Source organism: Paenibacillus sp. OSY-SE (genome assembly GCF_000283315.1).
GTDB classification, from domain to species: domain Bacteria; phylum Bacillota; class Bacilli; order Paenibacillales; family Paenibacillaceae; genus Paenibacillus_B; species Paenibacillus_B profundus.
In genome coordinates this window covers 255,507-269,227 of sequence record NZ_ALKF01000205.1, presented here as the reverse complement: position 1 = coordinate 269,227, position 13,721 = coordinate 255,507, and the positions used below count along the sequence as shown (strand labels likewise).

Here is a 13,721-nt window from a genome sequence, read left to right as displayed (position 1 = left end):
CGAAATACAAAGAAGGCGTACCCGTTAGTCAGGCACGCCTTCATATACTACGGCTGTTCCACGATTGAAACCGCTAATCGATTCCAATCGAAATGTTCTTGAAGCCGCTGATGAACCTGTTCTAACTTTAGTGATTCGTATACGGAAATTATATCAAATAAATCCGTATCCCGGAACTTGAACTTCGTGAATTCATTAGCAATTGCTTCTGGCGAATTAAGCATTCGCAAATAAGAACCGATCGCTTTATTGCGAATACGTTCGAACGAAGCCATTTCGAAGCCTTTCTGCTTCGCTTGTTCAATTAGTTCCTGTACACGCTGCACTAAGCGATCCGGCTCCTTGGTTTCTCCGCCCATAATCGAGAACGCATAATCCGGACTGCAGTTGAACTCGCTGCCGAATGAATCGGTTGTCAGTCCTTCTTCATATAGGATCTGGTTCAGTGGCGAGCTGCTGCCCAGCAGCAAATCCATCATGACGCGCGTTGCAATTTCATACTCCAAGAGCGCTCTGCCTTCCAGTCCTGGTCGGGGTTCTTTGCATCCGAACAAGCAGCGCGGGATGGAAACGGGCAGCTTCGAGACACGTCTGGCCTCTTGTACCGCATCAGGCTCTGCTTCGAAAATACGATCGATTTGTCCTTGTGGCTCGAACTGCTTCTGCGATTGATTGTGCCGCACTAATTCAAAAATAGCTTGTTCATCTACACCGCCGACGACGAACAGCAGCATATTGGTCGGATGGTAAAAGGTGTGGTAACACGTATACAGCGTCTCCTTCGTAATCGTACCGATCGATTCAACCGTTCCGGCAATATCGATGTGTACTGGGTGACGCTGGTACATCGCCTCGATTAATCCGAAGTAGGAACGCCATGCCGGATTGTCTCGATACATGTTGATTTCCTGCGCAATAATTCCCTTTTCCTTCTCTACGTTCTCATCCGTAAAGTATGGTCTTTGCACGAAATCAATTAATGTCTCCAAACTTTCCTCAACTCGGGCGGTGGAAGAGAACAAGTATACGGTACGGTCAAAGGTTGTGAAAGCGTTCGCAGAAGCGCCCTGTTGGGCAAAGGTTGCAAAAATATCACCCTCAGGCTCTTCAAACATTTTATGCTCGAGAAAATGTGCGATACCGTCAGGGACTTGAATCGCGTTCAGGCCCTCAACCTTAAAATGATTGTCTATAGAACCATACTTCGTCGAAAACGTTGCATACGTCTTCTGAAAGCCTGGCTTCGGCAGGACGTAGACATCTAAACCGTTGTCCATTCGTTCGTAATATAACGTTTCTTGCAACTGGGAATATTGACGTTGCTCCATCGTTAAACCTCCTCCCGATTACGCAAGAAGTATATCGTGTCCAAATGAAAGGTTTGTGCCGCTTCTTGTATGCGCGTTTCATCCGTTTGTATAATCTCATCTATTAATTGGGCTGTAGAGCGTTCGCGGCCAGATAAGACACGGTTAAAATCAAAACCGATCATTTCAAAAGCTGAGTCGTCAATTTCCCGAAGCTGATTGGCTATCATCGCCTTCGTCTGGTTCAGCTCCAATGATTCAATCTGTCCGGCCTTCATTGCTTCCAGCTGTTCTTTAATAATAAGCTGCGCTTTATCAAAGTTTTGGAACTCAATCCCCGATTGGATCGTGCAAATTCCTTTATGGCCGTCAAAGCGCGATGATGCATAATAGGCAAGGCTGTTCTTTTCCCGGACATGAATAAATAGCTTCGAATGTGGATAACCGCCTAGCACACCATTGAATAACAGTGCTGCCGGATACCCATTGTCCCCGTAAGTGATGGTGGAGCGAAGCCCCATGTTAAGCTTCCCTTGACTGACGTCCAGACGTTCGACGACCGTGTTCGGTTCTCCGGTCCGAGGAACGGGCATGGAACGTGCATAAGGCGTTTCGCCCATCCGGCTCAAGACGAAGGACTCGTTAATGTATCGTTCCACCTCTTCGAGTGTCGTGTCGCCTACGACATACACATCGATCGCGGCATGCTCCAGCCACCAACGATATTTCTCGTGCAGCGATTGTGCGTCGATACCATCCAAATCTTGACGATCGCCAAGTGCATGGAGCCGGTATGGCTCATCTTTGCACATTTCCTCAATGCAGCGCTCTGCCGCGTATCGTATCTTATCGTTCACAATCGATTCAATGCGCTGGCGCAGCGTCTCTTTCTCCTCTGTCACATACTTGTTGCGGAAGACTCCTTCTTCCGTGACAGGCGAAGTAATGACATCGCCCATAAATTGAAACGCCTGACCGAGCAAGGAGTCTGCAGAACGGACGAACGTATCGTTAATTACGTCCATACGGAACTGTATAATTTGATAATCTCCCCGCTTGTATACGTCGAACCCAAATCCTGCACCATACATTTCGTCCAGCCGCTCGCGAAAGCGAATCGTTTCCGGATAAGAAGCCGTCCCTCGCCGAAGCACAAATGGCGTCAATGCGATCGGGGTAACCGTTTCTTCCTGAAGCGGTATCCCTACGTATACGGAGATGGCGAACGTTTTGAAGCGATTCGTCGGCATAACGTGAACCCGTATGCCTTTGACATTGCCTCGTTCAAAAGTAGGTTTGCTCACGAGTGTTTACCTCTCTTCTTCCGTGTCCCCTACACGGCTATTGTCATGCATCTTGCATCTTATATTCGATATTTATCCATAGTATACCTGCCACATACCGAATATAGAAATTGCACTTCCATTTAAAAACAAAGAAGCGAACGGTCGAGCCCTGACCATTGCTTCTTCGTTCCGAATGCTACATACAGAATATATGCTTGCCGATCGTTTTCACTTGAGTCCGGGTCCAAATCCACTTGGACGTGGCGGTAACCGGGTTGAAATAATACAGGCAGCCGCCGCTTGGATCCCATCCTTCGATCGCATCCTGTACAGCTTGGCGCGCCTTTTCATTGGGCGTCAACCAGATTTGGCCGTCTGCTACGGCAGTGAATGCCCCTGGTTGGAATATAACGCCCGATACTGTGTTCGGGAAGCTAGGTGATTTTACCCGGTTAAGAATGACAGCGGCCACGGCTACCTGGCCTTCGTATGGTTCGCCGCGAGACTCGCCATATACGGCATTGGCCATTAGTTTCAAATCATTTTCGGAAAATCCAAGATTGTTGGAGCCGCTGACGTTGTTTTTGGGCTTTGAAGCGCTTGGCGCAGTCTCTGCCGCTCCCGGCTTCCAATTTTTCGTAGCGTTGTACAGCTTCAATTTCGTCTTCGGACCAGCTACACCGTCTGCCTTCATACCGAACTTCCACTGGAACCACTTTACAGATTCAAGCGTGGAGCTACCGAACACACCATCCACTTTACCGTCATAATAGCCTAAAAACTTCAGCCGTCCTTGCAGCTCATTTACGTCTTGTCCCGTTGATCCATACTTTATGGTTGCATTGCTGAAAGTGGCAGCGGACTGTGTCATATGCTTGTACTGATATGCACCGAACAGCACGAACACCATACACATCGTAATCCAAATCATGCGTTTTCTCATGGCCTAACGTCTACCTCTCTCTTGTGAATTTGACAGGATTGGCAACTTTATTATGAGAAAACACAGCAATTTCTATTCATTTGGATCTAGATTTTGACCATAGCTATGCTTCATCATTAACGAAATGCTCCATTCGTGCAGCAGCATGTTTAGGCTGACGCCGATTTGCTTTAACCGCTCTTTTGCTTCGCTCTCCCCTATCGTCAGAAGACGTTACGGTTTAGATTTATTGCCATCATAATCGGCCGCTTCATGCCATGGTATATTGAAACGAAGCGTGCCTTATCCTCGGCGTGCTCCACCTGACTATATGGGAGAATGGACAAAAGAACCCGTCAATGTGTTTCCGATTTGAAAGGGAGAGGGGTTCTCATTCTGAATGAAGGGGAGAGTGAGGCAACGCATGGAACAGGCACACCCATCTCGCGGCACTACCACCTGCCCCCCGCCCTCATGACAGCTATTGCCCAGAACATGAAAAAGATTGCCAACCATCTGGCCAGAAGGGCCAAATAGGAGGCAATCTTTTATCCTTCATGTATGTTCTTACGCAAACTAACTTTCAAAAATAGTTAGTATCTATTTCCTTAGAAATACAAGGGGATGTCGACACTTTAAGGACGTCGGAGCATCCCTTTCTTACGTTATGAAGATATTTTATTTTGTTGATATTGCTCTAATGTCAAGAGCACTTCGCGCGGTCGGCTCCCTTCATGAGGTCCGATAATGCCCTGCATATGCATATGATCAATCAACCGGCTCGCCCGGTTGTATCCGATTCTCATGCGCCGCTGAAGCAAGGACGCTGAAGCCTGCTGCGCTTCAAGCACCATCTGAATGGCTTGCTCATACAGTTCATCGATCGGCTCGTCCGCTGCAAGTCCGTTCTCGTCAATTTCCGGAACTAAGTCTTCGTTGTATTCGGCCTGACCTTGTCCACTGACGAAGGAAACGACCGATTCTACCTCCTGGTCAGACAAGAACGCTCCCTGTACCCGAATTGGCTTCGAGGAGCCCATCGGCAGGAAGAGCATATCGCCCCGGCCCAGCAACTTCTCCGCGCCCGCCATATCGAGAATGGTGCGAGAATCCACTTGAGAGGACACACCAAATGCTATCCGTGAAGGGATGTTCGCCTTAATGACACCCGTAATAACGTCAACCGAAGGACGCTGTGTCGCAATAATTAAATGAATGCCTGCAGCACGGGCCATTTGCGCCAATCGGCAGATCGCGTCTTCGACATCATTGGCAGCGACCATCATCAAGTCCGCCAACTCGTCGACGATAATGACAATGTATGGCAGAACCTTATCCGGTTCTTCAGCGACAAGCTTGTTATATCCTTCAATATTCCGTGTGCCCGACTTCGAGAACAGCTCGTATCGCTTCTCCATCTCTACTACGATCTTCTTCAGCGCAAGCGATGCACGACGTGGATCCGTCACGACTGGCGCCAGCAGATGTGGAATGCCGTTATACACATTTAACTCGACCATTTTCGGATCTACCATTAAAAATTTGACTTCATCCGGCTTGGCCTTGTACAGAATGCTCGTAATGATACCGTTAATACATACCGACTTCCCTGAACCTGTAGCGCCCGCCACGAGCAAGTGAGGCATGCGGGCCAAGTTGCCTACGATCGGAGTGCCCGAGATGTCGCGTCCAAGAGCGATTGACAATCGTGATGCGGCCTCTAGGAATGTCGGCGTCTCCATCACTTCACGCATCGTGACCGTCGATACCTCATTGTTCGGCACCTCGATACCAATGGCAGATTTCCCCGGTATCGGCGCCTCCATCCGAATGTCCTTCGCAGCAAGCGCAAGGGCGATGTCATCGGACAAACTTACAATCCGACTTACCTTAACGCCGATGTCAGGCTGAATCTCATACCGTGTCACCGCTGGTCCGCGAACCACTTCCAATACTTTAGCCCGTACCCCGAAGCTTTCCAGCGTCGCCTCAAGCTTGCGGGCTGTCTGCATGAAATCAGCTTGATCCCCGCCTTTGGCACTGTTCGGCTGCTTGGCCAACAAATTGAACGACGGCATTTTGTACGGCTTAACCGGAGGGGGTGGCGGCTTAATCATTGCCGCTTCACCCGCTGCTCCTTCCGCATTCGCACCGTCAGCATCGTGGAGTAATTCGGCAGCTGATTCGGTGTCACCCGAATTGCCACCACTTTGTTGAGCAATAGCTTGAGGGGCTGCTTCCTCCCAATTATCCTCCGTATCGTCGTGCTTCCACGGCGCTTGGCCAGCGGCGGCATTGGGCTCTATCAATTCGCCTTCCTGAGCAGCCCAATCCGGTTCACCCGCTTGTGCTGAGAAATCTCGGAACCGGGGAGCTTCGTTGGGACCGGAATTCAGATCACCATGCTGATTGAGCATCCCACTCGAAGCGTTCGCGGCTGCCGCTGTCCCTGCCGCATTTATAATCAGACTATCTTCCTCATCATCGCCGTCACTCAAGCGCGCCGCTTTCGAGCGCCCCTTGAAGACTGCTCTTTCGCCGTATTCTTCATCCTCATCTGTATATTCGGCTGTACGTTTACGGCTGAACAATTGCATAAATATTGGGATCTTGGCACTCCGGCGCGGAGGTCCCTCTTCATCTTCCTCGTCATCGAGCGAATCCGGCAGCATATATTCTTCCGAGGGACGCTTAGCCGCGACCCGCTGTTTGCCTTCCTGCAGCTTGCGTTCATTCAAGCGCGCCTTGCGCTTCTTCTTCAGCACATTGGTCAACTTCTTCACCTGAGTACGCAGGAGACGAACGAGTTCGACATAAGAAAGCTGGGTGGCCAGCATAAATCCGATAAATAGCAACACAATGGTAAGAAGCTTGCTTCCAAGGCTGCCGAACAGCATGAACAAAGCGCAATAAAGCACAGCGCCAACGTATCCGCCGCTTATATCCTTTTGCAGCATCGTTCCTGCTGTTCCTGTCTCTTGAGCTTGCAGTAATTCTAGTTTTAATGTCTTATGTATGTCTTGAAATATGAATCCCGCTCTAACATCTTCGGCAACAGGCAAAATACGCTGCTCAACAGTATGAACGGTACTAATCATCGTTAGAGCCAACATGATGCATACCATCCCTGTCTTGCGCGGATTCCACCCTGACGGCCAATTTCGTTTAATCATGACCGCCAAGCCAATATATATGAACATAAGCGGAATAATGAAATACCATTTTCCTAATAGCAACCCTGAAATTTTGGATAATGATCGCCCGAAAGCCGCCCCGCCAGACAACGCGATGACGGAACACGTAATAAGCAAAATACCGTATATTTCGTATTTCAGGCTTTTGCTAAAGGATTGCTTTTTTTTCTTCCTGCGGGCCAAATACAGTCACCTCCATTTGTACATTATAGCACAGAACAGCCGTTCTTCCTATTGTCATTCCATGAAGACAAAAAAGCACGCTTACCTCCTGAACAGAGGCGCGTGCTCACACATCAAGCCATATGTTAACGCAACGATAAGACAGTGCCTGGAGCAAAACACGGGAGTAAAAAGTCCTGGAGTCCGCGGCCTTGCAGCAACCGTTCGATTCGGACGGTTGTCAAATCCAGTTGCTCCACCAGCAAAGTGCGTCCCTGCCATTCCATTTCCATAAATTTCGGCTCTTTATCATATCCATTCAACACCTGTTCCATTGGCATAACGGTATATAACATTATGCTTGTCCTCCTCCGATCGGCGGAGCAGCCGGAGGGGCTTGGACTGGCTTCGCACCGGGATTCATACTCGGATTTACATTATTCACATTCGGGCTCATATTCGGATTCCCAATCGGATTGGATCTTTTCTCATCAATCATTCGATTCAAGTGCTGTAATGCCAAGCCGATTCCACCCACCTCATCGATGAGACCGTATCGAACCGCGTCAACTCCGATTACGGTCGTTCCGATATCCCGTGTAAGCTCGCCTGTCGTAAACATGAGTTCTTTAAATTTCTGTTCAGACACACGCGAATGAGTCGTAACAAAGCGTACCACCCGTTCTTGCATTTTGTCTAAATATTCGAACGTTTGCGGCACGCCGATTACAAGACCCGTCAGACGTATCGGGTGTATCGTCATTGTGGCCGTCTCCGCGATTATACTGACAGCGGATGATACGGCTATCGGTACGCCGATGCTATGCCCGCCTCCCAACACTAGCGTCACGGTAGGTTTAGACATCGATGAGACCATCTCGGCAATAGCCAGACCCGCTTCCACATCGCCGCCGACTGTATTTAAAATGATGAGCACTCCTTCAATCTTGGCGTTCTGTTCAGCCGCAACCAGTTGGGGAATAACATGCTCATATTTCGTAGTCTTGTTCTGGGGGGGAAGCACGATATGACCTTCGATTTGTCCGATAATATTTAGGCAGTAAATGTTGGATTCACCCGGAGAAGGAGTTGAAGCGGTCCCCAATTGTTGAATCGTCTCCACGGTAGGCGGACCTTTCGGTGCTTGAGCGTCTGGGGGAGCCTCATTCTGTTGCTGTGTAAACGAAAACGGAGACCCATTCTGATCTGACATCACTATTCCCTCCGATCTATCTTGTGCCATGCTGTCATAGGTTGCACATCTAAGGGAATCGTTATGCTTCTAGAACATGATTTCACTTTATCGCTTTACAGAACACTTTCCTTAATGTTAAAAAGGCTGTTATTCCTTGCCCTAGGGCAGGAATAACAGCCTTAACTATTACTTACACGGTTCGTGTGGGCAGGACGAGAATAACTGGTGACTGGGATTCTCGCCCCACACTTCTACACTTCCATGATAATCGGAAGAATCATCGGACGTCGGCGCGTCTGCTCGTACAAGAATCGACCAAGCGCATCCTTCACGTTCGTCTTAAGCGATGCCCACTCATTCACTTTCTCACTCATCAACTTGTGCAATGTCGATGTCACGATGCGATTAGCTTCATCAAGCAACCCTTCCGATTCACGTACATATACGAATCCGCGTGAAATGATATCCGGTCCGGACAAAATCGTTCCGTCTTGCTTACTGAGCGTAACGACCACGACCAAAATCCCGTCCTGCGACAACAGCTTGCGGTCGCGCAAGACGATATTCCCGACATCTCCGACACCAAGACCATCGATGAGCACATAACCAGAAGGAACTTTCGAACCTCGGCGTGCAACACCGTTCTGAATTTCTACCGTATCTCCGATATCGGTAATGAAAATATTCTCAGATTCAATTCCGACCGCTTCAGCTAGCGCAGCATGTTGACGAAGCATGCGATATTCACCGTGGATCGGAATAAAGTATTTCGGGCGAATCAAGTTCAGCATCAGCTTTAGTTCTTCCTGACTGCCGTGTCCAGATACGTGAACACCCGATTTCATGCCGCCGTAGATTACATGTGCTCCGAGACGGGACAATTCATCTACGGTACGACCGACATATTTCTCATTGCCTGGAATTGGCGTTGCTGCAATTACAACTGTATCTCCCGGCAAAATATCTACCTTGCGGTGTGTAGAACGAGCCATGCGCGTCAGCGCAGACATTGGTTCCCCTTGCGAACCAGTAGACAAAATAACGACACGGTCTGCCGCCATCTTATTCACTTCTTCGGGTTCAATCAGCATGCCATCCGGGATATGTAAATATCCTAATTCCGATGCGATAGTGACGACGTTCACCATGCTTCGGCCGATAACCGTCAGCTTGCGATTGGTAGCATGAGCCGCTTCAATGACTTGTTGTATGCGGTGAATGTTTGAAGCGAATGTGGCGATCACCACACGCTGTTCCGCTTTTCTAAAAATATCTTCCAATGCAATGCCTACACTGCTTTCCGATGGTGTAAAGCCAGGGCGTTCTGCGTTCGTGCTGTCAGAGAGCAAAGCAAGTACGCCACGCTGTCCAATTTCCGCCATCCGATGCAAGTCCGCATATTGTGCATTTACTGGCGAGTGATCAAATTTAAAGTCTCCTGTATGAACCACGCTGCCTTCCGGTGTGTCTAAGCAGACACCAACCGAATCCGGAATGGAGTGATTCGTTCTAAAGAAGCTGGCACGGATGGATCCGAGCTGAACTTCCGAATCCGCTGTGATAAGAATACGCTTCGTCTCACCAAGCAGATTGGCTTCACGTAGTTTGCTCTCTATCAATCCGAGCGTAAGTCGCGTTCCATAAACAGGAACGTTCAAATGTTTCAATACGTAAGGTAAACCACCAATGTGGTCTTCATGTCCGTGCGTAATCAGAATACCTCTTACTTTATCTCGGTTCTCCGTCAGGTATGAAATATCCGGGATGACAATATCTATTCCGAGCATGTCTTCTTCTGGAAACTTCAACCCTGCGTCAATGACGACGATATCGTTACCATATTGAACGACGTACATATTTTTTCCGATTTCGCCTACGCCGCCCAATGCGAAGATGGACAATTTATCAACGTTGTTTTTCTTCGACAAGTGGATCCTAACCTCCTATATTCAGTTGGCCGTCGTACCAATGAATTTCTTTCTTTTTGAATAAAAATATACCGCACCCAGTCACTTGATTCTCATTATACATGAACAAAAGTAAAAAACACAAGTCGGCGTTTGTTACGTATATTGTTGCCGAAAACAAAGAAACCGATGCTTCGAAATCGCATCGGTTCCTAAATATGTTCGATTGCATAGCTTATTTTGCATAAAAATGCATGTTCAAAACGTAAGCTTTTAGCCTTGCTGCGCTTCAATGGACTGAACTAGCTGACGTATAGATGCCGCTTCACTATCTGTAGGTTCCACTAACGGCAAGCGTACGCCACCAACGTCAAAACCTTTGAGCTGCATGGCATATTTGACGGGTACCGGACTAGGAAATTCGAACAATCCTTTAAATACGGGATATAGCTCTTGATGGAGACGTGCAGCTTCAGCCGGCTGGCCAGCCAAATACGATTCGATCATCTTCTTCATCTGTGCGCCAATCAAATGACTCGCAACGCTAATAATTCCATAGCCCCCTATCGCAAGCAAAGGCAAGGTCATCGGATCATCACCGCTGTACACCCGGAACGATTCCGGCGCGCGCGCTGCGAGTTGAGACATCTGATCGACACTGGCGCATTCTTTCGTCGCCACGATATTCGGTATTTCTGCAAGACGCAGCGTCGTCTCTACTGACAAGCTTGCCACTGTGCGACCCGGCACATTGTATACAATGACCGGAAGCGACGTGGAGTCCGCGATTGTTTTGAAGTGACGATATAGTCCTTCTTGACTCGGCTTGTTGTAATACGGTACGACCGCAAGTATTCCGTCGACACCAGCCTCTTCAGCCAGCTTAGTCATATGAACGGAATGCGCGGTGTTGTTGCTGCCGGTACCTGCGATGATGCGAGCACGTCCGTTCGCTTTTTCCACGGAAAAACGAAACAACGCCAGCTTCTCCTCATCGGTTAACGTGGGAGATTCTCCTGTCGTGCCGCACACGACGAGGCTGTCGCTCTGTTGTTCTTCGATTAAGTAATCGAGTAGTCGTTCTACTTCATACCAATGGATTTCTTCGTTCTCGTCGAACGGTGTCACCATGGCTGTAATCATTCTTCCGAAGTCCACATTGATTCCTCCTCTGGCGTGTTTAACGCTGAAAGTTCGGGATTCATATACAATGCCGGCTTATCGATGAAGCTCAAATTTAGCATGCAGCGCACGTAATGCACGAACCATATCTTCTTTACGTACGAGCACCCATATCGTCGTATTGGAGTCAGCCGATTGAAGGATCTGAATTTCTTGTTCCGTTAAGGCTTCAACGATGCGGGCCATAATACCTGGGACCCCATTGATGCCGCCTCCGATAACCGAAACCTTAGCACAACCTGACAACGACCTTGGAGCATACCCCATCTCATCCAACACATGAAGCGCGCGAGGCGCATCATTGTCGAACACCGTATAAACTGCTCCCGAAGGGGTAACATTAATAAAATCAACGCTAATTTGATTTTGGGCCATTGCTTTGAACACTTGCAGCTGTAAATCATAGGCGCCTTCCCGGGCTTCTACTGTTATTTGCGTTACGTTGCTTACGTAAGCGATTCCGGTCACAAAGCGATCAACGATACCCGTCTCGATATCGCGAAAGCCTTCCGGATGTGTGACAAGTGTCCCTTCGTCGTCACTAAAGGTGGATCGTACGCGAACAGGCACTTGCGCTTGCATTGCAATCTCGACCGCTCGTGGATGAATAACCTTCGCCCCATGATGCGCCATATTGCATATTTCGGCATAACTCACCACCGTAAGCGGCTTTGCGTCTTCCACCAGCCGTGGGTCAGCCGTTAGAATACCGTTCACATCTGTATAAATGTCGACAATTTCTGCATGCAATGCCGCACCCAGCGCAGTGGCCGAAGTATCGCTGCCGCCACGTCCAAGCGTTGTGAAGTCACCGTTTTCCGTCTGTCCTTGGAAACCAGTCACGATAACAACCTCAGCATCCTTCCACGCGCTAATGACGCGTTCCGGACGAACATCCACGATCCGGGCATTGCCATAATGGTTGTCAGTCTTAAATCCAGCTTGTGCCCCCGTAAGGACAGTTGCCGTAATTCCTTCATTCTCCAGCAAGCTGCAAAGCGTTGTCGCGGATATAATTTCACCGCAGCACAGCAGTAAATCCTTCTCGCGAACAGGCAGATTGTCTCCGTTCTGACCAATCCAATCAAGCAACGTATCGGTTGCGTAAGGTTCTCCCCGTCTGCCCATAGCAGATACGACAACCGCCAGACGGTATCCCTGATCCAATTCACGACGTATATGGTGGATGACGCGAACCCTGGCTTCTGCTGATGACAAGGAAGTTCCACCAAATTTTTGAACTAAAATGCGCATGTGTAATTCCTCCAACTTATGAAGACTGAACGGCAGAAACATCGATAGCCAAAGAAAACCAAGCTTGCTTAACAGCCTAGTATGAGAAAACCTCTATCGCGGCCTATCGAAGATGAGCGACCGCGTGTAGAGGTAGGTTGTATCGCCATAAGGAAGGTTTGGTTTTGCTTTAGCGCTTCACAGAACTTGAACATTCCTTAATGGTAAAGCAGGAGCGGCCTGCTGGATTACTACCGCTCCGAAGCGATGTATTCTGCGATTTGTACCGCGTTCCATGCAGCGCCTTTCATTAAGTTGTCTGATACGACCCACATGTTAAGAGCACGTGGCTCATATAAGTCACGGCGCAAGCGTCCGACAAATACGTCTGGTTTACCGGCCGAGTCTGCAGCCAACGGGTATTGCTGAGATTCAGGATCATCCACCAAAGTCAAACCAGGAGCATTCGCGAGCAGTTGACGGACTTCATCCATCTGGAAATCCTCTTTCAATTCAACATATAAGGATTCAGAGTGTCCGTATACGACCGGAATTCGCACGCAAGTAGCCGTTACTTGAATGTCCTCATCGTTCATAATCTTCTTCGTCTCACGGATCATTTTCATTTCTTCCAACGTAAAGCCGTTATCTTGGAATTTATCAATTTGCGGAATGGCATTAAATGCGATCTGATGCTTGACTGGAAGTGAACCTACCGGCAAAATATCCGGATTCACATCAGTTCCTTCAAGCGCCGCTTTCGTCTGACGAAGCAGTTCGTCAATCGCGCGGCTTCCCGCTCCCGACACCGCTTGATAAGTGGATACAATCACTTTGGAGATTCCATAACGATCATAAAGCGGCTTCAATGCTGCCACCATTTGAATTGTAGAGCAATTCGGGTTCGCTATAATACCTTGATGTTCTTTGACCTTCTCGATGTTAACTTCAGGTACGACAAGCGGTGTATTCGGATCCATACGGAAGGCGTTGGTATTATCTATGCAGACCGTGCCCCGTTCAACTGCTGCCGCAGCTAACGCTTTACTAACGTCGCCGCCAGCGCTGAACAAAGCGATGTCCACTCCTTCAAAGCTTTCCGGCTTCGCTTCCTCAACGGTAAACTCTTGACCGTTAAACGGAATCTTTGTGCCGGCGGAACGAGCCGATGACAACAATTTCAATGTATTAATCGGAAATTGGCGTTGTTCCAGCAGCTTGATAATCTGTCCCCCTACTGCACCTGTTGCGCCAACTACAGCAACGTTAAACCGCTTCTGATTCGTCATATGACTTTCTCCCCTCTGTCCCATCAATCTAAGCCCCCTTTAAT

The 13,721-nt window shown here is 48.7% G+C and carries 10 protein-coding genes; all 10 read right to left on the bottom strand.

What is annotated here, in order from left to right:
• Nucleotides 1-47 precede the first annotated feature (47 nt).
• The gene (yfmH, locus tag A372_RS0132080; protein ID WP_019425052.1) at nucleotides 48-1,328 is read right to left on the bottom strand and encodes an EF-P 5-aminopentanol modification-associated protein YfmH; all 1,281 of its coding nucleotides are present in this window, start codon (nucleotides 1,326-1,328) and stop codon (nucleotides 48-50) included.
• A 2-nt stretch (nucleotides 1,329-1,330) separates the two neighbouring features.
• Nucleotides 1,331-2,611, bottom strand: a complete 1,281-nt coding sequence (gene yfmF / locus A372_RS0132075; protein WP_019425051.1) for an EF-P 5-aminopentanol modification-associated protein YfmF — start codon at nucleotides 2,609-2,611, stop codon at nucleotides 1,331-1,333.
• Nucleotides 2,612-2,789: 178 nt separating this feature from the next.
• Nucleotides 2,790-3,536, bottom strand: coding sequence for a spore cortex-lytic enzyme (sleB, locus tag A372_RS0132070; protein ID WP_026011423.1), 747 nt, complete (start codon nucleotides 3,534-3,536; stop codon nucleotides 2,790-2,792).
• A gap of 644 nt (nucleotides 3,537-4,180) precedes the next feature.
• On the bottom strand, nucleotides 4,181-6,892 hold the full coding sequence (locus A372_RS0132060) for an FtsK/SpoIIIE family DNA translocase (RefSeq protein WP_019425048.1): 2,712 nt from the start codon (nucleotides 6,890-6,892) through the stop codon (nucleotides 4,181-4,183).
• A gap of 125 nt (nucleotides 6,893-7,017) precedes the next feature.
• Complete coding sequence (locus A372_RS0132055) at nucleotides 7,018-7,227, bottom strand: YlzJ-like family protein (protein WP_019425047.1); 210 nt, start codon at nucleotides 7,225-7,227, stop codon at nucleotides 7,018-7,020.
• A complete protein-coding gene (locus A372_RS0132050; protein WP_019425046.1) occupies nucleotides 7,227-8,084 on the bottom strand; it encodes a ClpP family protease in 858 nt (285 codons plus the stop codon). Before A372_RS0132050 ends, A372_RS0132055 begins: the two co-directional genes overlap by 1 nt.
• A 233-nt stretch (nucleotides 8,085-8,317) precedes the next feature.
• Complete coding sequence (locus A372_RS0132045) at nucleotides 8,318-9,994, bottom strand: ribonuclease J (RefSeq protein WP_019425045.1); 1,677 nt, start codon at nucleotides 9,992-9,994, stop codon at nucleotides 8,318-8,320.
• 252 nt (nucleotides 9,995-10,246) lie between these two features.
• Nucleotides 10,247-11,131 carry a 4-hydroxy-tetrahydrodipicolinate synthase gene (gene dapA / locus A372_RS0132040; RefSeq protein WP_019425044.1) on the bottom strand — a complete coding sequence of 295 codons (885 nt, stop codon included), beginning with the start codon at nucleotides 11,129-11,131 and terminating at the stop codon, nucleotides 10,247-10,249.
• Between the two features lie 60 nt (nucleotides 11,132-11,191).
• Nucleotides 11,192-12,409, bottom strand: coding sequence for an aspartate kinase (dapG, locus tag A372_RS0132035; protein WP_019425043.1), 1,218 nt, complete (start codon nucleotides 12,407-12,409; stop codon nucleotides 11,192-11,194).
• A 230-nt stretch (nucleotides 12,410-12,639) separates the two neighbouring features.
• Nucleotides 12,640-13,677 carry an aspartate-semialdehyde dehydrogenase gene (locus tag A372_RS0132030; protein ID WP_026011422.1) on the bottom strand — a complete coding sequence of 346 codons (1,038 nt, stop codon included), beginning with the start codon at nucleotides 13,675-13,677 and terminating at the stop codon, nucleotides 12,640-12,642.
• Nucleotides 13,678-13,721 lie beyond the last annotated feature (44 nt).